The sequence below is a fragment of the Glycomyces amatae genome, from assembly GCF_020991375.1.
Classification (GTDB): domain Bacteria; phylum Actinomycetota; class Actinomycetes; order Mycobacteriales; family Micromonosporaceae; genus Glycomyces; species Glycomyces amatae.
The window spans coordinates 120,444-140,825 of record NZ_JAJLQZ010000009.1 but is presented as its reverse complement, the minus strand read 5'-3'; the positions used below and the strand labels follow the sequence as shown (position 1 = coordinate 140,825).

The following is a 20,382-nucleotide window of genomic DNA, read 5'->3' as shown; positions in this document are numbered from 1 at the left end:
GGCGCCGGTCCGGCGGCCGCGCTCCGCGGCCACTGCCGAGGTACCCGAGGCGGGCGGCCTGCAAACAGGACGGTCAGTCGCGGCCGTACAGGAGCCGGCGGACGCCGGCGGCGGCGGCGCGGTAGCAGGGCCCGGCGAGGCCGTTGCGGGCCATCGCGGCGCGGGCGGCGTTCGCGCCGGGCGCGCCGTGGACGGCGCCGCCGGGGTGGGCGGAGGCGCCCGCGAGGAAGAGGCGGTCCAGGGCGGTGTCGGCGCGGGAGGCGCCGGGGACGGGCCGGAACACCAGCTGCTGGTGGACGGCGGCGGAGCCGGCGTTGATGGCGCCCTCGACGAGGTTGCGGTCGAGGGCCTCGAGTTCGGGCGGGCCGCTGAGGGCGCGGCCGACGATGCGGCCGCGGAAGCCGGGGGCGTGCCGTTCGATCGCCGCCTCGATGCGGTCGGCGCGGCTGCGCGCGAGGTCGGGGGTCCACGCCAGGCCGCGGGGCAGGCGCGTGTAGGCCCACAGGGTCTCGGTGCCGTGCGGGGAGCGCGTGGGGTCGGCGGTGGTCATCTGGCCCATGAGGAGGAACGGGTCCTCCGGTTCGCGGCCGACGGCGCTCTCGGCGCTGTGCATGGAGAGGCCGTCGAGGTCGGCGCCGAGGTGGACGGTCCCGGCGGCGGCGGCCGCCTCGGTCCGCCAGGGCACGGGCGCGTCGAGGGCCCAGTCGACCTTGAACGTGGCCGGGTCCCAGTCGAACGTGTCGAGGTCGGCGAGGAGGCGGGCCGGGAGGTGCTCGGCGCCGATGAGGTCGCGGTACAGGTGCGGGGCGGTGACGTCGGCGAGGACGGCGCGGCGGGCCCGGATCGGGGTGCCCTCGGCGTCGCGGACGCCGACGGCGGTGCCGCGGGCGTGGAGGATCCTCGCGGCGGACCTGCGGCAGTCGACGCGGCCGCCGTGGGCTTCGAGGCGGGCGACGAGCGCGGCGGTGAGGCTCCCGGCGCCGCCTTCGGGGACGGGGAAGCCCGCGTCCTGGCCGACCATGGACAGGAGCCAGCCGAAGAGGGCGCTGCCGGCCTGGTCGGGACCGAGCCCTGAGTGCATGGCGTTCCCGGCGAGGAGGATGCGGGCGCCGTCGCCGGTGAAGCGCTCGTCGACGAGGCGGCGGGCGGGCATGACGGCGAGGCGGGAGAAGCGGAGGGCGTCGCCGGGTCCGAGGGCGCGCAGGAGGGCGGTGGCGGCGCGCACCGGCGGGAAGGGGCGGAGCATGGCCTCGACGAGGGGTTCGCGCAGGCGCCGCCAGAGCGCGTACTCGGCGCCCCAGGCGTCGCCGTCGCCCTCGGCGAAGGCGTCGAGCGAGGCGGCGGTGCGGGCGAGGTCGCGCGAGAGCAGGGCGGTCCGGCCGTCGGGCAGGACGTGGGCGAGGACTTCGGGCGCGCGGCGCCAGCGCAGGCCGTACTCGTCGAGGCCGAGCCCCGCGATGACGGGCGAGACGGCCGCGAGCGGGTAGAACGCGCTGCACCGGTCGGCGCGGAAGCCGGGGGCGGCGAGCTCGGCGGTGCGCACGGCCCCGCCGGGTTCGTCGGCGGCTTCGAGGACGATGACCTCCCAGCCCGCCTGGGCCAGGAGGTTGGCGGCGACGAGCCCGTTCGGGCCCGCTCCGATGACGACGGCGTCGGCCGTCTCGACTCCTGCCATGCGTGCGGCACCTCCTTCGTCGGCCCGGGTACCCGGGGGCGCGGCGGATAGGCGGCGGGCGTGCCCGGCCCCGGTGTCGAGTAAACCGGAGGCGGCGGGCCCGCAGCGGCGTTCGCGTCGAATGCGTTTGTCGAACGCCCGCCGGGGGTGCAAGCTAGGCGGGGCCCGGCTCCGGGCCCGCGCCCGTACCGTTCGATTGGACCGCCGTGACCGACTCTGCCGTGCGCGAGCGCACCGACCCCGCCCTGGCCCGCTGGCGCAACGCGGTGTTCGCGGTGTTCGCGCTGTCGGGCTTCGTGTTCGCCAACTGGGCCGCCCGCATCCCGAACGTGCGCGACATCCTCGGGGCCTCGACCCAGGAGATGGGCGTCCTGATCCTGGGGATGGCCTCGGGCGCGATCCTGGGGCTGCTGACCTCCAGCCACGTCATCACGTACCTGGGCGCGACCCGGGCGATCGGCTGGTTCCTGGGGACCACGGCGGTCGGCCTGACCGCCGCGGGCCTCATCGCGGGGCTGGTGCCGAGCTTCTGGGCGCTGTTCGCGGCGCTCATGGTGCTGGGGGCGGGCAACGCGGTCCTGGACGTGGCCATGAACCTGTCGGGCGCGGCCAACGAGCGGCGCGTCCGCAAGACCCTCATGCCGATGTTCCACGCCGGGTTCAGCCTCGGCACGATGCTCGGCGCGGGCTTCGGCGCGCTCACCGAGCAGCTGGGCGTGCCCGTCCTGGTGCACCTGGTGGCCATCGGGCTCGCCGTGATCGCGGCGGACCTGTACGTGGTGCGGTTCCTCCAGCCGGCCGAGGAGCCGGCCGAGGCCGGCGCGGGGACGGCCGCGGGCTGGCGCTCCCGCCTGAGCGTGTGGACCGACCCGCGCATCCTGCTCATCGGCCTGATCATCCTGGGCATGGGGTTCACCGAGGGCACCGCGAACGACTGGCTGGGCCTGGCGATGGTCGACGGCTACGGGCTGACCAACCCCGGCGGCGCGGCCGTCTTCGCCGTGTTCGTCACCGCGATGACCGCCGGGCGCGTCGGCGGCGGCTACCTGCTCGACCGGTTCGGGCGGGTGCCGGTGCTGGCCGGGTCGGCGTTCCTGGCGTTCGCGGGCCTGCTGCTGGTCATCCTGGGCCCGACCGCGCCGGTGGCGATCGCCGGGACGGTCCTGTGGGGCGTGGGGGCCTCGCTGGGGTTCCCGGTCGGCATGTCGGCCGCGGCCGACGACCCGCGGAAGGCCACGGCGAGCGTCGCGGCCGTGGCGACGATCGGATACTTCGCGTTCCTCATCGGACCGCCGCTCATCGGGCTCCTGGGCGACCAGTGGGGGCTGCGCAACGCGTTCTACGTGGTGCTGGTCCTGGTGGGCGTGGCGCTGCTGTGCTCCCCCGCCGCGCGCCCGCCGAAGACCGCCGGGGCGGAGGCCGGGACCGGCCGTTGACAGCCGCGGCGGGCCGGGCGACACTCACGGTGTCGCCGCACTGAGGAGGGCCATGCCGCACGAACCGGACCCGACCGACCCCGGCCCGCTCTACTCGCTGGTGGAGGACCCCCTCGGGCGGACCTACCTGCGGCTGCTGGGCCGGCCCGACGGCGGGGACATGGTGTACCGGATCTCCGGGTCCGTCTGCGCCGACGTGCCCGGCGACGCGCTCGCGCCGCGGCTGCGCCACGGGACCCGGCTGTTCGGGTTCGAGGGCTTCAACATCCGGCGCCTGCACCGGGAGCCGGGGACGAACCGGCTGCACCTGCTCACGCGCGAGCTGGTGTTCTACACCGACCCGGCTGAGCCGGCCCGGATCCTGCGCGAGTGGCGCAACCCGGTCGACGGCCGCACCTACCCGGTGGTGCCGGTCAACAACGACCCGGTGAACCAGGGCCCGTTCCCGATCACCCGGGACTTCACCGGGCCGCCGCCGCTGGAGGTCCACGGGCGCCTGGTGTGGTCGCTCGACATCCCGCCGCGCACCGACCTGGGCGCGCAGCTCGGGGAGGGGTTCGGGCTGCCCGGCGGGGTCTACACGACTTGGGAGCTGTTCGACTTCGCCGTCGATGCGGCCGCGGTCGACCGGGGCGGCGTCGCAGAAGGCCCGGTCGCAGGGGGCCGGGGCGTGCCGCGGGGGGCGCTGCCGGTGGTGTGCAACTGGAGCCGGGTGGGGCCGTGGCCGCCGTTCACGGGGCTCGCCGAGTCCGCGACGGGCGGCGCGGGCGTGGTCTACCACGCCAGGAGCTGGACGCTGGAGGGCTTCGGCGATCTGGAGCCGTGGCTGAGGGAGGCCGTGGAAGCCGAGTTCCCGGCCTATGCGGCCGCTCCGGAGGAGCCGGGCCCGAGCCGGACGTCGTGGAGCTCGTTCTGGAGGCACCAGCTCGGCGAGGGGTCGCTCAGCTGGGCGCAGTGGTGCGAGGAGAACGGGACCTGAGCGACCGCGCCGAGCGCGACCGCACCGGAACCGCCGCATCGGAACCGCCCGGCGCGAACCGCGTCGGCGTCCGTACCGGTTCGGCCGTCCACGAACCCCCACCCACCACGAGAGGGGAAAGTACTGTCGCGCCGCTCGATCGTTCCGCGGGGGTCCGACAGAAAATCCGCGCGACAGGCCCGCCGCCGCGAGATTTCACTCGAAGGTGTCACGCCGGAGGCGTTCCGGCCCCGGACGCGGCGCCCGCGCGGAGGCGCCGGAGCATCCTGGCGTCGGCGAAGCCGACCGCCCGGGCCGCGGCCTCGACCGTGCCGCCCTGCGCGATCAGGTGCTCGGCGCGCTCCAGCCGCAGCAGGGACTGGTAGCGCAGGGGCGTCATGCCGGTGGCGGCGTTGAACAGGCGCGTCAGGGTGCGCTCGCTGACGCCGGCCCCGGCGGCGAGGCCGGCCAGGCGCAGCGGTTCGGCGAAGCGGGCGTCGATCACGTCCTGGACGCGGTGGACGGCGTCGGACAGGTGCGAGCGGTGGCGCAGCATCACGCTCACCTGGGAGGCCTCGCCGCCGCGGCGGGCGTAGACGACCATCCCGCGCGCGATCCGGGCCGCGAGGGCCGGGCCGTGGCGGGTCGCGACCAGGTGCAGGGCCAGGTCGATGCCGCTGGCGATGCCCGCCGAGGTCACCACCCGATCCTCGCTCGTGAACAGGCGGTCGCGCAGCACCGTCGCCGCCGGGAAGCGCCGCTCCAGCTCGTCCTGGAGTTCGTGGTGGGTCGTGCAGCGGCGGCCGTCGAGCAGCCCCGCCTGGCCGAGCGCGAAGGCGCCCGAGCAGACGCTGCCGACGGTGCCGCCGCGGCCGTGGTGCTCGGCCAGGCGCCGCGCCTGGTCGGCGGACAGGCGCGGCCCGCCCGCCGAGCCCGGGGAGCGCCAGCCCGGCACGAGCACCAGGTCCTCGGGGCCGAGGTCGGGCCAGGCGGTGGCGGCCCGGACCGGGAGGCCCTGCGCGGTCGGCACCTCCTCGCGTTCGGCGACGTAGTGCGACTCGTAGCCCAGGCCGAGGTCGGCGGCCCCCGAGAACACTTGGGCGGGGCCGGCCAGGTCCAGCAGGTGCAGGTTCGGCACCAGCAGGAAGACGACTCGGGTCATGCGGGACCTCCCGATCCGGTCAGGCGGCTACTACCTCGTCGACGGTACTGATCCGCGCGAAGCGGCCCGCCAGCGCGTACTCGGTGCGGGCGATGACAGCGTCGGTGCCGAGGGTGCGGGGGTCGGCCAGGATCTCGTCGAGGGTGCGGCCGGGGGCGGCGTCGCGGTGCTCGACGGGGTGGGTGGCGGTCGCGTCGATGACGAAGGTGACGTCGAAGCCTAGGTCGGAGGCGACGCGGGCGGTGGTCTCGCAGCACTGCTCGGTGCGGATGCCGCTGATGAGGACCTCGCGGATGCCGCGCTGCGTGAGCAGCTGCTGGAGGTTGGTGGTGGTGAAGGCGTTGTGGGAGGTCTTGGTCAGCTCGATCTCGCCGTCCCGGGGCTCGAGGCCGTCGATGTAGCGGACGAAGCCCTGGGCGGGGTCGAAGGCGTTGCCGGTGCCCGGTTCGGTGTGGAGGACCCAGACGACGAGGTCGCCGGTGTCGCGGGCGTGGCGCACGAGGCGGTCCACTTTGGCGGTGATGTCGGGGTCGGAGACGGCGGCCCAGTTGGGGCGCTGCCGGAAGGACTCCTGGACGTCGATGACGATCAGTGCGCGTTGCATGGGTCCATCCTGTCGTCTTGCAGGGCATGGCGACAGGCACGATCACGGCCGGGGGCGGAACGATCCGGTCGCGCCGGGAGGGGGCGGGCCCGGCTGGCGCGGGCGCATTAGCATCGGCGGCGCAGCGAGGCACGGAGGTCGCCATGCACGAAGGCCCGGTCAAGGTGGTGGTGCGGCACCTGTTCGAGCAGAAGTCGCTCTTCCTCGTGGTGGCGGTGCGCGAGACCTTCCGATACCGGCTCTTCTCGGCCGAGGTCGACCGGCCCGAGGCCGGGATGCGGATCATCGACCTCCGGTGCCCGGCCTGCGGCGAGGAGCTGCTGCTGGTCGTCGACAGCGACGGGCTGCTGCGGACGCGGCGGCGCACCAGGTTGCTGACGGCGCTGATCGCGGCCGCGGTCGCGGTGCTGAGCGTCCTGCTGGGCTTCGGTGTCGAGGCCGCGGCCGGGCCGATCCCGATCGGTTCGCCGCTGGGCGTGGCGCTGATGCTGGGGTTCCTGCTCGGCGGCCTGGTGGCGGGCGTGGCAGGGTACTCCTGGTGGCAGTACCGCGGCGTGCGCCTGTCCATCGGGCTGGGCGACACGGACGGGGTGCACTCGTTGCAGGACTCGTGGCCGCTGCGCCGCGGCGATTCCTGAGCATTCCTCACGGCGCCCCGGAGCCGCGTCGGCACACTCGGTACAGTCTCGGGCATGACAGTGGCTCTGGCTATCGACCTCGGCGGCACCAAAGTGGAGGCGGCGCTGGTCCGCGGCGACGGCCGGGTCCTCGAGCACACGAGGACGCGCGCCGCCACGGGGGCGGGCGCCGCGGCGGACCGGGCGGTCGGCGAGGCGGCGATCGCGGCGGCGGTGCGCGGGTGCATGGAGGCGCCGGAGTGGCGCGAGGTGTCGGCGGCCGGGATCGGGTCGGCGGGACCGGTGGACCTGGCGAAGGGCACGATCGCGCCGATCAACCTGCCGTCGCTGCGGGACTTCGCGATCGCGGCGTTCGTACGCGGGCTGACCGGCCTGGAGGAGGTGGCGTTCCGGCTCGACGGGACGTGCATCGCTCTGGCCGAGTCGTGGCTGGGGGCCGCCCGCGGGGTGCGGAACGTGCTGGTCCTGGTGGTCTCGACCGGCGTGGGCGGCGGTGTGATCGCCGACGGCCGCCTGCTGTCGGGGGCGGGCGGGAACGCCGGGCACCTGGGGCAGCTGGTGGTCGAGCGAGTGGAGGGCCCGGTCGAGGCGGCGACGGTCGAGGGGATCGCGGCCGGGCCGCGGACCACGGCGTGGGCCCGGTCGCGGGGCTGGCGGGGCGAGACGGGCGAGGACCTCGCCCGCTCCTACCGCGACGGCGACCCGGTGGCCGTCGCGGCGGTCGGCCGGTCGGCCCGCGCGGTGGGCCTGGGCCTGGTGAACGCCTCGACCCTGCTGGACCTGGAGCTGGCGGTGATCGGCGGCGGGTTCGCGGCGGTGGCCGAGGACTACCCGGACCTGGTCGCGGCCGCGATCAAGGAGCACGCGGTGAACGCCTACGCGGCCGAGATCGCGGTGGTGCGGGCCGGGCTCGGCGGGGACGCGCCCCTGATCGGCGCCGCGGCGCTCGTCCACCGCGCGGACCTCCTGGGCTGAAGCGGTGCGGCGGGCGGCGGGGGCGCGCTGTCGCAGTGGTAGCGGGCCGGACCGGCGCGCCGCCCGGGTTCCCTGCGAACGCCCTGGGTTTTAAGGTTATAAATCGACCGTCGAACCGCGGGTTCGGCGCCTCGGCACCTCTCGCGTCGAAGCTCCCGGCGGGCTGCTCAAGCGAGCCGGATCGGCACCCTGCCCTCGCCGCGAAAGCGCTGGGTTTTAACGTCATAAATCGGCGGTTGAGCTGCGTATTCGTCGTCTTGGCGGCGATCGGGGGTGAAGAGCTCCGGGTGCTCATTTGTTGTACAGGTTGTGTACAGGTACAGTACAGATATGGCTTCTTATAGCGGGGCGGCGGCGCGGCCGCCCAAGAAGAGCACCGTCGTCGCCGAGTCCCTGCGCTCGGCCATCCTCGCCGGGCGCTACCGGGACGGCGAACTCCTGCCCGGCGAGCAGGACCTCGCCCAGCGCTACGACGTCAGCCGCGGCACCATCCGCAAGGTCCTCGCCCAGCTCGCCGAGGAGTCCCTGATCAACACCCGCACCGGCGTCGGCTCCTTCGTGAGCTTCGGCGGCAGGGCGATCGACCAGCGCCTCGGCTGGGGCCGCGCCCTCGCCCGCGGCGGCGCCGAACTCCGGACCACGGTGCTGCGCGCCGAACTCGTCGACGACCCCGACCTCGCCGTGAGCGCCGACGCCGCCGCCTCCCGCTTCCTCGCGCTCGACCGGGTGCGCGCCCTGCCCGACGGGACGCCGATCTCGCTGGAGCGCAGCCGCGTCCCCGCCGTCGGCGCCCTCGCCGCCGTGCCCGAGCAGGGCCTGGTCGAGGGCTCGCTGACCGCCACGCTGCACGAGGCGGGCCTGCACCCGGCCTCGGGCGAGCAGTGGGTCAGCGTCGCCGGGCTCGACCTGGAGGACGCCGCGCACCTCCAGCGCGCGGTCGGCACGCCGTTCCTGCACAGCACCCGCGTCGTGCGCGACGCCGGGGGCGCCTTCGTCGAGAAGGTCGTCAGCTGGCTCGACCCCGAGCATTTCCGCGTCCACATCAGCTTCGGGGAGGGCTCATGAGCACCGCAGACAAGGCACTGGGGGCGTTCGCCGGGCTCGCGCTCGGCGACGCCCTGGGGATGCCGACCCAGTCCATGTCCCGCCAGGAGATCGCCGAGGACTACGGCGACATCGGCGGGTTCCTGCCCGCCGGGCCCCGGCAGCGGATCGCGGCCGGGATGCCCGCCGGGCGCGTCACCGACGACACCGAGCAGGCCGTGCTCCTCGCCGAGCTGCTCATCGAGCACGACGGGGCGCTGCCGGCGGACGAGTTCGCCCACCGCCTCCTGGCGTGGGAGCGGGCCATGATCGCCAAGGACTCCCTCGACCTGCTCGGGCCCTCGACCAAGGCGGCGCTCCAGCGCCTCCAAGACGGCGAGGACCCCGAGGTCACCGGGCGGGGCGGCAGCACCAACGGGGCCGCGATGCGGATCGCGCCGGTCGCGATCAGCGCGCCCGTGCACCCGCGGGTGCCGTTCCTGGACGCCGTCCAGGACTCGGCCCGGATCACGCACAACTCGAGCATCGGCCTGGCCGCGGCGGCGGCCGTCGGCGCGGCCGTCAGCGCCGGGATCGACGGTGCCGGGGCCGAGGAGGCCGTCACCGCGGCGGCCGAGTACGCCGACCTGGCCGAGCGCCGCGCGCACTGGGTCGCGGGCGGGCGCATCGGGCCCCGCGTCCGCTGGGCCCGCACGCTGCTGCGCGAGAGCGACCCGGCCGACCACTCCCGGCTCGTGACCGACCTGGTCGGGACCTCGGTCGCGGCCCAGGAGTCGGTCGTGGCCGCGCTCGCGCTCGCCGCGGTGAGCACCGACCCGTGGGCGACCGTCCGGACCGCCGCGGGCCTGGGCGGCGACACCGACACCGTCGCCGCGATGGCCGGCGCCGTGCTCGGCGCGGTGCACGGGACCGCCGCCTGGCCCGCGGGCGCGGTCGCGGAGGTCCAGGAGCGCAACGGCCTCGACCTGGAGCCGCTGTGCGCCGGACTGCTCGCCATACGGGCGAAGCGAACCTGAAACCTTTCGTCCCCCTTGCCTTTCCACTCAAAGAAGACTGGAGTCGGACCATGACCACCACTGATGCCGTCCCCGGCGGCACCCTCACCGCGGTCGAGCAGCGCGGCATCGAACCGGTGCCCGCGGACGAGCGCAACGGCAACCCGTTCCAGCTGTTCTGGGTCTGGTTCGCCGCCAACATCTCCGTCCTGGGGCTGCCGCTGGGCGCGACCCTGGTCGCCCTGGGCCTCAACATCTGGCAGGCGGTCCTCGTCGCCTTCCTCGGCGCGTTCGGGTCCTTCGCGCTCGTCGGCGTCGTCTCGGTCGCCGGCCGCCGCGGCGGGGCCCCGAGCATGACGCTCTCGCGCGCGGTCTTCGGCGTGCGCGGCAACGCGGGTCCCACGGTGGTCTCGCTGCTGTCGCGGCTCGGCTGGGAGACGGTGAACACCACCACGGCCGCGTTCGTGCTGCTCTCGCTGTTCTCGATCGCCGCGGGCGAGGAGATCGCGGCGAAGGACTCGCCGGTGCTGACGCTGGTGGCGATCGGCGTGTTCGTCGTGTGCACGCTGCTGGTCTCCGGGCTCGGCCACGCCGCGATCCTCGTCATCCAGCGGTGGGCCACCTGGATCTTCGGCGCGCTCAACCTGGTGGTGGCCGCGTTCCTGATCGCGACCGTCGACTGGGACGCGGTGACCGCGACCCCGGCGGGCTCCTGGAGCGCGGTGCTGCTGGGCGTCGGCACCATCGCGGCGGGCACCGGCATCGGCTGGGCCAACGCGGGCGCCGACATGGCCCGCTACCAGAAGACCTCGGCGAAGGCCGCGCACCTGGTCGCCTCCAGTGCGGCCGGCGCGGGCGTCCCGCTACTGCTGCTCATCGCGCTCGGCTCGCTCCTGACCGCGGGCAGCCCCGAGCTCGCGGAGGCGCCCGACCCGGTCGCGGCGATCCGCGCGATGCTCCCGGCCGGGATGGCGGTCCCCTACCTGATCGCCGCGTTCGGCGGGCTGCTCCTGTCCAACCACCTGTCGGTGTACTCGGCGGGCCTGACCACGCTGACGCTGGGCGTCCGGGTCAAGCGCGTCTACGCGGTGACGCTGGACGTGGTGGTGACCTTCGCGGGCGCGATCTACTTCATGCTCATCGCGGGCGACTTCTACGGGCCGTTCATCGCGTTCATCTCGCTGCTGGCGATCCCGATCACGGCGTGGCTCGGGGTGTTCCTGGTGGACATGGCCAAGCGGCGGACGTACGACCCGGCGGCGCTCATGGACGTGCGGCGCACCAGCGGCTACTGGTACCGCGGGGGCGTCGAGTGGCGGGCGACCGGCAGCTGGCTGGCCGCGATCGTCCTGGGCTACGCCATGCGCGGCCTCGGGCAGGACGGGACGGCGTGGATCGCGACCTTCATCGCCGCCGCCGTGCTGTACTCCGTCCTGGGCGGGGCCCGGACGGGCCGGAAGGAGACCGTCGCATGAGCGGACGCATCGTCTACACCGGGAACGTGATCGTCGACATCGGGCTGGTGATCGACGCGGTCCCCGAGCCGGGCGGCGACACCGTCGCCTCGGCCTCCGAGATCACCGCGGGCGGCGGTTACAACGTCATGGCCGCGGCGGTGCGCGACGGCGCGTCGGTCTGCTACGCGGGCCAGTACGGGACCGGGTTCTTCGGTTCGATCGTGCGCGGGGCGCTGGCCGAGGGCGGCTTCGACGTCGCGCAGCCGGGCCTGGTCGACGTCGACAGCGGCTACAGCGTGGCCCTGGTCGACGCGAGCGCCGAGCGCACGTTCATCACGCACGTGGGCGCCGAGGGCCGGCTCGGGTTCGAGGACCTGGTGCGGGTGCGGGTCGACCCGGCGGACGTCGTGGTGGTCTCGGGCTACGGGCTCGCCTACCCGGTCAACGGGGCGGCGCTGGCGCGGTGGCTGCCGGGCCTGCCGGAGGCGGCCGCGGTGGTACTGGACCCCTCGCCGCTGGCGGGCGAGCTGCCCGCGCCGGTCCTGGAGGCGGTGCTGGCGCGCACGGACGTGCTCAGCGCCAACGCGAGGGAGGCGCGGCTGCTGACCCCCGGCCTCGCGAAGGCGTACCTGGGCGAGCGGGCGGAGGCGCTGCGGGGGCGGCTGCGTCCCGGCGGGGTCGCCGTCGTCCGCGACGGCGGGCACGGCGCCTGGGTCGCCGACGGGCAGGGGGTGCGGCTCGTGCCGGGCTTCGCGGTGACGGCGGTCGACACCACGGGCGCGGGCGACGCGCACGTGGGCGTGTTCGCGGCGGCGCTGACGCGCGGCGAGGGCCTGGACGCGGCGGTGCGGCGCGCCAACGCCGCGGCGGCGATCGCGGTGACCAGGAGGGGCCCGGCGACGGCGCCCGAACGCGACGAGACCGACCGGCTCCTGGAGGGCTCCTAGGCCCTGTCGCCGAACCAGCGGGTCGGCATCCGGCCCGACCTCGTCGCCGCGGCGCTCCAGCGGTTCCTCGCGCGGTCGTAGACGCGGGTTCGCGAACGGGCGCGGCGGCGTCCCGCCTCCCAGTCGGGAGCGGGACGCCACCGGCTCAGGCCGGCTCGGTCGCGCGGCTCTTGAAGGTGCGCAGGCGCAGGGAGTTGCCGACCACGAAGACGCTGGAGAAGGCCATGGCCGCGCCGGCGAGCATCGGGTTGAGCAGGCCCAGGGCCGCCAGCGGGATCGCGGCGACGTTGTAGGCGAAGGCCCAGAACAGGTTCCCCTTGATGGTGCCGAGGGTCCGGCGCGAGAGCCGGATCGCGTCGGCCGCGCCGCGCAGGTCGCCGCGCACCAGCGTCAGGTCGGCGGCCTCGATCGCCGCGTCGGTGCCGGTGCCCATCGCCAGCCCCAGGTCGGCGGTGGCGAGCGCGGCCGCGTCGTTGACGCCGTCGCCGACCATCGCGACCACCTTGCCCTCGGCCTGGAGCCGGGCGACCGCCGCGACCTTGTCCTCGGGCAGGACCTCGGCGATCACCTCGTCGATGCCGACCTCGGCGGCGATCCGCGCGGCCACGGTCCGGTTGTCGCCGGTGAGCAGCACCGGGGTCAGGCCGAGGGCCTTGAACTGCGCGACGGCCTCGGCGCTGGTCGGCTTGACCGCGTCGGCCACGACCAGGACCCCGCGGGCCTCGCCGTCCCAGGCGGCCGCGACGGCGGTCCTCCCCTCGGCCTCGGCGGCCGCCTTCGCCTCGGCCAGTTCGGGTCCCAGTTCCAGCTTCCAGTCGGCGAGGAGGCTCTCGCGGCCCACGACCACGTAGCGGCCCTCGACGACGCCCTGGACGCCCTTGCCCTCGACGTTCTGGAAGTCCTCGACCGCGGGGAGCGGGCCGGCCTCATCGGCCGCGCCCGCGGCGACCGCCTGCGCCACCGGGTGCTCCGAGGCGTGCTCGAGGGCCCCGGCGAGCCGCAGGAGCTCGCCGCGGTCGACCCCGTCGGCGGCGACGGCGCCGGTGAGGGCCATCCTGCCGGTGGTGACGGTGCCGGTCTTGTCGAGCACGATCGTGTCGACCCGGCGGGTGGACTCCAGGACCTCGGGGCCCTTGATGAGGACGCCCATCTGCGCGCCGCGGCCGGTGCCGACCAGCAGCGCGGTCGGCGTGGCGAGCCCGAGGGCGCACGGGCAGGCGATGATGAGGACCGCGACGGCCGCGGTGAAGGCGGCCGTGGCGCCGAACCCGGCGCCGAGCCAGGCCCCGAGGGTGGCGACCGCGATCGCGATCACGACGGGCACGAAGATCCCCGAGACGCGGTCGGCCAGGCGCTGGACCTCGGCCTTCCCGGACTGCGCCCGCTCGACCAGGCGCGCCATCTGCGCCAGCTGCGTGTCGGACCCGACCGCGGTGGCGCGCACGACCAGTCGGCCGCCCGCGTTCACCGTCGCCCCGGTGACCGGGTCGCCCTCGCCGACCTCGACGGGCACCGACTCGCCGGTGAGCATCGAGGCGTCGACCGCGGAGGTGCCGGAGACGATCACGCCGTCGGCGGCGATCTTCTCCCCCGGGCGGACGACGAACTCGTCCCCCGTCGCGAGGTCGCCGATGGGCACGCGGGTCTCGGCGCCGCCGCGGAGGACGGCGACGTCCTTGGCGCCCATCTCGAGCAGGGCCCGCAGGGCCGCGCCGGCCCGCCGCTTCGAGCGCTTCTCGAAGTAGCGTCCGGCGAGGACGAACATGGTCACGCCCGCGGCGACCTCGAGGTAGAGGTTCCCGGCGCCGTCGGAGGGCTCGACGGTGAGCGCGAACGGGTGGGTCATGCCGGGCGTCCCGGCGGTGCCGAAGAACAGCGCGTACAGCGACCACGCGAACGCCGCGAGCACGCCGACCGACACCAGGGTGTCCATCGTGGCCGCGCCGTGGCGCAGGTTGGTCCACGCGGCCTTGTGGAACGGCCAGGCCGACCACGCGATGACGGGCCAGGCCAGCGCCAGGGACGCCCACTGCCAGTAGTCGAACTGGAGGGCCGGGACCATCGACATGGCGATGACCGGCACGGACAGGACGACGGCCGCAACGAGGCGGTGGCGCAGCCCGGTCAGCTCGGGGTCGGGCCGGTCCGCTTCGGCCGCTTCGGGTTCGGGCGGCGCGGGGAGGGCGGCGGTGTAGCCGGTCTTCTCCACGACGGCGATGAGCTCGGCCGGGTCGGTGCCGGCGGGGGCCTCGACCTGGGCCTTCTCGGTGGCGTAGTTGACGCTGGCGGTGACGCCCTCGAGCCTGTTGAGCTTCTTCTCGATGCGCATGGCGCAGGAGGCGCAGGTCATGCCGCCGATCTCGAGTTCGATGCGGTTCGCGCCGGCGGGGGCCGATGCCATGGTGCTTCCTCTCCTTCTGCTCGTGTCGTTCAGTCGCCGTGCGGGGACTCGGTGCCGTCGTGGCCGTGCGGGGTCGCGGACTCGGTCGCCGCCGGTTCGGCGCCGCCGGTGTCGAGGACGAACGGCGCGGTGTGGACCCGCCCGTCGACTTGGAAGTCGAGGTAGAGCAGGTACCGGCCCTCGGTGGGCGCCGTGGTCGCGAAGGTGATCGCGGGCCCGGCGGTGGCGCCGGGCTCGGGGTCGTCGCCTTCGGGGTGGACGTGCAGGTAGCCGAGGTCGCCTTCGCGGAGGGCGACGAGGTGGCCCCAGGCGCCGAGGTAGGGCTCCAGGGCGGTGACGGGTTCGCCGTCACGGGCGACCTCGACGGTGAGTTCGGCGGCGGCGCCCGCCGCGAGGTCCCCGGTGAGGGTCACGTCGAAGCCGTCGACGCTCGCGGTGCGGGTGACCGGCGGCTCCGCGCGGGGGGCGTAGTCCCCGGCGACTTCGACGGTGCGGGAGAGGGTCACGTCGAGCGTCTCCTCCGCGTCCCCGGGGACGAAGTCGGCGAAGACGCGGTAGGTGCCCGGCTGTTCCCAGGACCAGGGCAGCGACCAGGTCTCGCCGTCGAACTCGGGGTGGACGTGCCGGAAACCGGTGCCGTCGGCGCGGACGACGACGAGGTGGAGGTCCTTCTCGTGGGACTCGGCGTACCGGTCCAGGACCGTGCCGTCGGGGGCGGTGACGCCGAAGGCGAGCACGCCTTCGGTCCCGGCGGTCGCGGGCGCGCTGATCTCGCTCAGGAGGTAGCCGTCCTGCTCGATCGCGAGTCCGCGGACGGGTTCGGCCTCGTGGCCGCCGTGGTCCTCCATGCCGGTCTCCATGTCCATGTCGTGTTCGGGGGCGGCCTCGTCCTGCCGGGCCTCGACGGTGGAGGCGGGGACGACGGCGCCGGCAACGAGGTAGGCGCCCGCGAAGAGCGCGGCGAGTCCGGCGGCGTAGAGGCCGAGTCGGGCCGGGGTGTTCATCGGGTCCGCACCGCCTCGTAGCCGGCCTCCTCGACCGCGGCCAGCACGGCGGCGTCGTCGACCGGGGCGTCGGCGGTGACGGCGAGCCGGCCGGTGGCGGCGCTGACCTCGATGCGCTTGACGGGCGCGATCGCGCCGACCTCTTCGCGGATCGCGGCCTCGCAGTGGCCGCAGCTCATGCCCGTGACCGCGTACTCGGCGGTGTGCTCGGCGGCGGTGCTCATGACGGCTCCTTCATCTCCATGATACCCCCTGAGGGTATCTCCATACCCCAGATTTATACCCCTAGGGGGTATCAATGTCAACCGCGAGGGCGCCGGAACCGCGCTCCGGTGACGCGTCACACGGCGACGGGCCGGGCGACCAGTGGTCGCCCGGCCCGTCGCCGCAGGTCGGAGGTCAGCCGATGACGTCGCAGTACGGCTTGATCGTCTCGACGAGCGAGGGGCCGTCGGCCTCCTCGACGCCGAACAGCTCGGCGGCGTCGCGGGCGAGCTGCTCCTCGTCGGCGCCGTCGGCCGCCGACTGGCACAGGTCCCTGGAGTGGTCGAGCACCTCGTCGGCGGAGAGGTCGGGGGCGAGCTCCTGGAGCTCGGACCCGAGGTCGGTCGGCAGGTCCGGCGCGAGCTCCTCCAGGGACTCCTGGAAGTCCGGCACCGAAGGCGCGTCGATGGGAAGGTCCTCCTCACCGCAGGCGCCGAGGGTCAGCGCGGCACCGAGGGCGAGAGCGAGCGCGGCGATGGTACGTCGTGCCATGGGTGTTCTACTCCTTCGCGAGATGTCCGGCCACGGTACCAACGCATTCCGGCAGTTCCCTGGCAATCGCCCATGCGATGGCCCACAGCCCCGCGCCGCGCCCGAAGCCCCGCCGCCCCTTGGAGAACCGCGGGGCTAGTGCGGGACGGGGCGGCCGGTCGGGGCGTACTCGACCAGGAGGAGGCGCCCGTCGAGCACGCGGTGGCCGACCAGCTCGAGGTCGGCCTCCCCGACCCCCTCGAGCATGGCCTCCCGGCCGCCGGGGCCGACCAGGAGCGGGAAGACCATGAGCCGGAGCCGGTCCACCAGGCCCGCGTCCAGCAGCTGCCGCACCACCGACAGGCTGCCGACGGTGCACAGGGGCACGTCGCTCCGCTCCTTGAGGGCGCGGACGGACTCGATCAGGTCGCCGGACTCGAGGGAGGCCCCCGGCCAGTCGACGGCGGCGAGCGTCGTGGAGAACACGGTGGTCGGCGTCCGGGCCATCCGCTCGTAGCCCTCGTCGCGGTGCTCGGGCGGCAGCGCGTCCAGGGCCTCGTACGTGCGGCGCCCCATCAGCACGCGCCGGGGACGGGCCGAGCCCTCCTCGAGCCAGCGCTCCAGGTCGGGGCCGAAGTAGCCGAAGTACCCGGGCGAGCGCTCCCCCCGGGCCCAGCCGTCGGCGGACACGAACAGTTCGGCGCTGAGCGTCGCTGCCATCTGCGTTCCCTTCGTCGTGCGGCGGGCCGGCTCGGGGCGCGCCGCGGCGGTGCGGCCGGCGCGGCCCGCGGGACCGCGGACGAGGCCGCATACCAGTGGAGACGCGCCGGGCGGCGCCGAATCATCGGCGCCGCCCGGGTTTCTCGATTCGGCGCTCCGGACCGATGCCCGGCCGCGGCGGGCGCACCCGCTTAAGACACCTCGTTGCCGATGTATATCACTGATCGCAGCCGGTGGCGGCCCGGTTCGAGCACGCCGGTGAGGACCGGGAGGACCGTCATCGGCCAGTACAGGTGCGTGCCGGGCATCGGGGCGATCACCTCGGCGGTGCGGGCGCCGTCCTCGTCGGCGATCTCGCTGCGGAGCCCCTGGGCGACGGCGGCCGCCCGGCCCCCGTCCGCCTCGGTGGCGGCGCCGGGTTGCGGGACGCACCAGCCGCCCTCGCCGGTGTGGAGGGTCCGGGCGGTCGCGATCTCGTGGACGCGGACGTGGCGGCCGTCGGTCGTGCCCGAGAGCGTGGTCGTGACCGTGACGTCGTCCCAGGGGCGCCAGGTCACGGTGACGGTGCCGTCCGGGGCGACCTCGCCGTGCGCGGGGTCCTCGCGGCCCCTCCAGTGGAGGCCGTCCTCGGAGAGCGCCAGGCCGCCGTCGGGCGCGAAGCACTCCAGGCCGAGCCCGTCCACCGCGCGCGAGAACCCGGCGAGGGAGGAGTACGCGAACTTCGCGTAGGCGTCGCGGCCGCCGCGCATCTTCGGGTGCCGGGCCTGCGCGTTCAGGCGGGTCACGTGCCCCTGCTCGTCGCGGACGTGGACCGCCCGGGCGGCGGGGTGCGGTTCGACGGCCGGGCCGGGCTCAGCGGCCTCGGCGGTCCAGAAGGGATGTGCAGCGGGGGCGAGGAGGCCGAGGAAGGCCTTGGCGGCCCACCAGGGGGAGCCGGCCGTGAGGTACTGCTCCACGACGCCGTCGTTGGGGTAGCCGTAGCCGACGGTGAGGCGCCCTGCCGGGTCGAGGATGGGCCGGTCCCACCACCAGGCGAGGTGGCGGCGGGCGTGCCCCGCGGCCTCGCCCCACGGCACCGCCTCCACGTCGGCGGCCGCCAGAGCGCCCCACAGCGACGACTGCGCGAAGCGGTAGCCGAGGCTGCGGCCGTAGGGAACCCCCGCGCCGTCGGCGCCGAACCAGGACCCGAACCGCCGCGCGAACGCGGCGGCGTGCTCGACGTACCGGTCGTCACCCGAGAGCTTGAAGTGCAGCAGGGCGTAAGTATGGAACGCGAAGGGGTTGTAGTAGTCCACGCGGCCGGTCGGGCCGTCGGCGAAGGCGCCGTCGCCGAGGAGGAACTCCCCTATCCGGTCCAGGTGCGCGGCGGCGACGGACGGGTCCTTCGCGACGCCGACGCGGTCGAGGCCGTGCCCGGCGAAGACCGGGAAGTAGTGCCAGTTGTTGTCGACCACGCCGGTGGCGTAGGCCTGGGAGAGCCAGGCGGCGACGTTGTCCCTGTCCTTGGGCGCCAGGGGGTCCCACAGCCGCTCGGGGACGGTGGCGAGCGCCTGGCCGACGGCGGCGGCCTCGACGCAGCGCTGGCTGGCGTGGGCGACCTCGCCGACGTACCAGGGGTCCGCGGGGTCGAGGGCGCGGGCGAGGGTCCGGGCGAGGCCGGGCCAGAGGTCGTCGGCGGCGGTCCCGGCGACGCCCGCGAGGCCCCACAGGGGGCGGGTGAGCAGTTCGAACCAGTTCTCGGCGTGGGAGTGGTTCGACATGGTCACCGGCATCTCGTCCGGCCCTCGGACGGCGAGGTCGACGGCGGGGCGGGCGAGTGCGACGGCGGCGGCCTCCCAGCCGTCGCGGTCCTGCACCAGTGGCCCGAAGGCGCGCAGCGGGGAAGTCATGTTGGAATACGCTATCAAGGCCGTGGCGGGGCGGCAAGACTTGCCGTCCGCTTGCCGCGCGCGACGCGTGGGGCCGCTGGGACCGCAGTGGCATTTTTGCACAAAAAAGACATTGCGCAGAACCCTGAATGATCGTCATATTCCATAGAATCTCGGGTGGAAACGAACACCCGGGCTGCCGCGTGGCGGCCCGGGTCCCCTTCAGCCGGAAGGACACCCGTGCGACCAACCACCCGCACCATCGCCGCCTCGGCCGCGGCACTCCTCGCCGCCACCCTCCTGGCGGCCGCCCCCGCGGCCGCCGCGGGCGGCCCCCGCCACGGCGGCATCGACTGGCAGCCCTGCCCCGACCTCGGACCGGGACAGGTGGTCGAGTGCGCCACCATCGAGGTCCCGCTCGACTACGACCGCCCCCGCGGCGAGCAGATCGAGATCGGCCTCGCCCGCCGCCAGGCCACGAACCCCGACGAGAAGATCGGCACGATCCTCATGGACCCCGGCGGCCCCGGCGGCTCGGGCGTCGGCTACGTCATGAGCACCAACCCCCTCACCGAGGAGGTCGCCGAGCGCTTCGACATCGTCGGCTTCGACCCCCGCGGCGTCAACACCAGCACGCAGGTCCTCTGCGGCGAGGACGCCTTCGTCGACGTCTGGTCGATCGGCCTCCCGACCGACCAGGACTCCTTCGAGGCCCTGGAGGACGCCAACGCCGCGCTCACCGCGGACTGCCGCGAGCGCACCGGGAAGCTGTTCGACCACGTCTCGAACCTGGAGACCGTCGAGGACATGGAGCGCATCCGCCGCGCCCTGGGCGAGGGGAGGCTCAACTACCTCGGCTACTCCTACGGCACCATCATGGGCCAGCAGTACGCCGAGGCGTACCCGCGCCACATCCGCACGATGGTCCTGGACGGCAACATGGACCACAGCCTGGACTCGCCGTGGGAGTTCGCCAGCACCGAGACCGCGCCGGTCGAGGAGAACTTCACCGCCTTCGCCGACTGGTGCGAGTCCGCGCCGGAGTGCGCGCTCCACGGCGAGGACGTCGAGGCCGCCTACGCGGACCTCAAGGCGGCCGCGCGGGCCGGGGAGCTCCTGGACCCCTACCTCGGCGAGCCGCTGGACTTCCCGACGCTGAACGCCGCGTACACCTTCAACGTCAACTTCCCGCAGGACTGGCCGCAGCTGGCCGCCGACTTCAAGGCGATGGGCGAGGGCGAGGCGCTCGCGGGCGCGCGGTCCTACCAGGAGGAGGCCGAACTCGAGAACCTCTCCTACCCGGCCTGGTGCCAGGACTTCAACTTCGCGCTCGAGGACTACGCGGAGCTGGCCGCGCTCCAGGACAAGCTCGCCGCGGAGTTCCCGAACGTGGAGTGGTCGCCGTACAACGACTACGTGGTGCAGTGCGTCGGCTCGGGAATCGAGCAGACCAACGAGGCCGACGAGCTGGACGTCCACCGCAGCGCGCCGCCGCTGGTGTTCATCGGCAACGAGCACGACTACGCCACGGTGTACGAGTGGAGCCTGGCCTCCTCGGAGCAGGCCGAGGGCCACCTGATCACCTACGAGGGCTACGGGCACACGATCTACGGCGGCGCCTCGGAGTGCGTGAACGCGCCGGTGGCGGCCTACTTCATCGACCGGACCGTGCCGCAGGAGGGCCTGAGCTGCCCGAACCTGGACTTCCCGGGCGCGGTGACCACGATGGACGACCGCCGGGCCCCGGTCGGCGGGTTCTAGGA

Annotated in this window: 18 protein-coding genes; 9 read left to right on the top strand and 9 right to left on the bottom strand. The window is 74.6% G+C overall.

Annotation, left to right across the window (positions count from 1 at the left end; translation table 11 throughout):
* Positions 1 to 73 precede the first annotated feature (73 nt).
* Positions 74 to 1,675, bottom strand: coding sequence for a phytoene desaturase family protein (locus LO763_RS15775; protein WP_230786012.1), 1,602 nt, complete (start codon positions 1,673 to 1,675; stop codon positions 74 to 76).
* A gap of 206 nt (positions 1,676 to 1,881) precedes the next feature.
* On the opposite strand from LO763_RS15775, the gene LO763_RS15770 reads away from it, so the two are divergent.
* Complete coding sequence (locus LO763_RS15770) at positions 1,882 to 3,111, top strand: MFS transporter (protein ID WP_230786010.1); 1,230 nt, start codon at positions 1,882 to 1,884, stop codon at positions 3,109 to 3,111.
* Positions 3,112 to 3,163: 52 nt separating this feature from the next.
* Complete coding sequence (locus tag LO763_RS15765; protein WP_230786008.1) at positions 3,164 to 4,090, top strand: DUF1838 family protein; 927 nt, start codon at positions 3,164 to 3,166, stop codon at positions 4,088 to 4,090.
* A gap of 208 nt (positions 4,091 to 4,298) precedes the next feature.
* Here LO763_RS15765 and LO763_RS15760 read toward each other — a convergent pair whose 3' ends face one another.
* Positions 4,299 to 5,231: a GlxA family transcriptional regulator gene (locus tag LO763_RS15760; RefSeq protein ID WP_230786006.1), complete on the bottom strand. Its 933-nt coding sequence runs from the start codon at positions 5,229 to 5,231 to the stop codon at positions 4,299 to 4,301.
* Between the two features lie 19 nt (positions 5,232 to 5,250).
* Positions 5,251 to 5,835 (bottom strand): cysteine hydrolase family protein, encoded by a 585-nt coding sequence (locus LO763_RS15755; protein ID WP_230786004.1) that lies wholly within the window; start codon positions 5,833 to 5,835, stop codon positions 5,251 to 5,253.
* A 143-nt stretch (positions 5,836 to 5,978) separates the two neighbouring features.
* Between LO763_RS15755 and LO763_RS15750 the strand changes: the two genes are divergently transcribed.
* From LO763_RS15750 to LO763_RS15725, 6 genes are all read left to right on the top strand, one after another.
* A complete protein-coding gene (locus LO763_RS15750; protein ID WP_230786003.1) occupies positions 5,979 to 6,473 on the top strand; it encodes a hypothetical protein in 495 nt (164 codons plus the stop codon).
* Between the two features lie 54 nt (positions 6,474 to 6,527).
* Positions 6,528 to 7,448: an ROK family protein gene (locus LO763_RS15745; RefSeq protein ID WP_230786001.1), complete on the top strand. Its 921-nt coding sequence runs from the start codon at positions 6,528 to 6,530 to the stop codon at positions 7,446 to 7,448.
* A gap of 330 nt (positions 7,449 to 7,778) precedes the next feature.
* Positions 7,779 to 8,513, top strand: coding sequence for a GntR family transcriptional regulator (locus tag LO763_RS15740; RefSeq protein ID WP_230785999.1), 735 nt, complete (start codon positions 7,779 to 7,781; stop codon positions 8,511 to 8,513).
* Positions 8,510 to 9,508: an ADP-ribosylglycohydrolase family protein gene (locus LO763_RS15735; RefSeq protein ID WP_230785997.1), complete on the top strand. Its 999-nt coding sequence runs from the start codon at positions 8,510 to 8,512 to the stop codon at positions 9,506 to 9,508. The genes LO763_RS15740 and LO763_RS15735 overlap by 4 nt, the downstream gene beginning before the upstream one ends.
* 50 nt (positions 9,509 to 9,558) lie before the next feature.
* Positions 9,559 to 10,962 carry a purine-cytosine permease family protein gene (locus LO763_RS15730; RefSeq protein WP_230785995.1) on the top strand — a complete coding sequence of 468 codons (1,404 nt, stop codon included), beginning with the start codon at positions 9,559 to 9,561 and terminating at the stop codon, positions 10,960 to 10,962.
* Positions 10,959 to 11,891, top strand: coding sequence for a PfkB family carbohydrate kinase (locus tag LO763_RS15725; protein ID WP_230785993.1), 933 nt, complete (start codon positions 10,959 to 10,961; stop codon positions 11,889 to 11,891). Before LO763_RS15730 ends, LO763_RS15725 begins: the two co-directional genes overlap by 4 nt.
* 145 nt (positions 11,892 to 12,036) lie before the next feature.
* On the opposite strand, the gene LO763_RS15720 is transcribed toward LO763_RS15725, so the two are convergent.
* From LO763_RS15720 to LO763_RS15690, 6 genes are all read right to left on the bottom strand, one after another.
* On the bottom strand, positions 12,037 to 14,292 hold the full coding sequence (locus LO763_RS15720) for a heavy metal translocating P-type ATPase (RefSeq protein WP_255672554.1): 2,256 nt from the start codon (positions 14,290 to 14,292) through the stop codon (positions 12,037 to 12,039).
* 29 nt (positions 14,293 to 14,321) lie between these two features.
* Complete coding sequence (locus tag LO763_RS15710) at positions 14,322 to 15,296, bottom strand: DUF8832 domain-containing protein (RefSeq protein WP_230785991.1); 975 nt, start codon at positions 15,294 to 15,296, stop codon at positions 14,322 to 14,324.
* Positions 15,293 to 15,520, bottom strand: a complete 228-nt coding sequence (locus tag LO763_RS15705) for a heavy-metal-associated domain-containing protein (protein WP_230785989.1) — start codon at positions 15,518 to 15,520, stop codon at positions 15,293 to 15,295. The genes LO763_RS15710 and LO763_RS15705 overlap by 4 nt, the downstream gene beginning before the upstream one ends.
* 175 nt (positions 15,521 to 15,695) lie before the next feature.
* Positions 15,696 to 16,052: a hypothetical protein gene (locus LO763_RS15700; protein ID WP_230785987.1), complete on the bottom strand. Its 357-nt coding sequence runs from the start codon at positions 16,050 to 16,052 to the stop codon at positions 15,696 to 15,698.
* 135 nt (positions 16,053 to 16,187) lie between these two features.
* The gene (locus LO763_RS15695; RefSeq protein WP_230785986.1) at positions 16,188 to 16,751 is read right to left on the bottom strand and encodes a dihydrofolate reductase family protein; all 564 of its coding nucleotides are present in this window, start codon (positions 16,749 to 16,751) and stop codon (positions 16,188 to 16,190) included.
* A 191-nt stretch (positions 16,752 to 16,942) separates the two neighbouring features.
* Positions 16,943 to 18,640 (bottom strand): DUF2264 domain-containing protein, encoded by a 1,698-nt coding sequence (locus tag LO763_RS15690; RefSeq protein WP_230785984.1) that lies wholly within the window; start codon positions 18,638 to 18,640, stop codon positions 16,943 to 16,945.
* Between the two features lie 219 nt (positions 18,641 to 18,859).
* Between LO763_RS15690 and LO763_RS15685 the strand changes: the two genes are divergently transcribed.
* Positions 18,860 to 20,380 (top strand): alpha/beta fold hydrolase, encoded by a 1,521-nt coding sequence (locus LO763_RS15685; RefSeq protein ID WP_230785982.1) that lies wholly within the window; start codon positions 18,860 to 18,862, stop codon positions 20,378 to 20,380.
* The last annotated feature ends 2 nt before the right edge of the window (positions 20,381 to 20,382 follow it).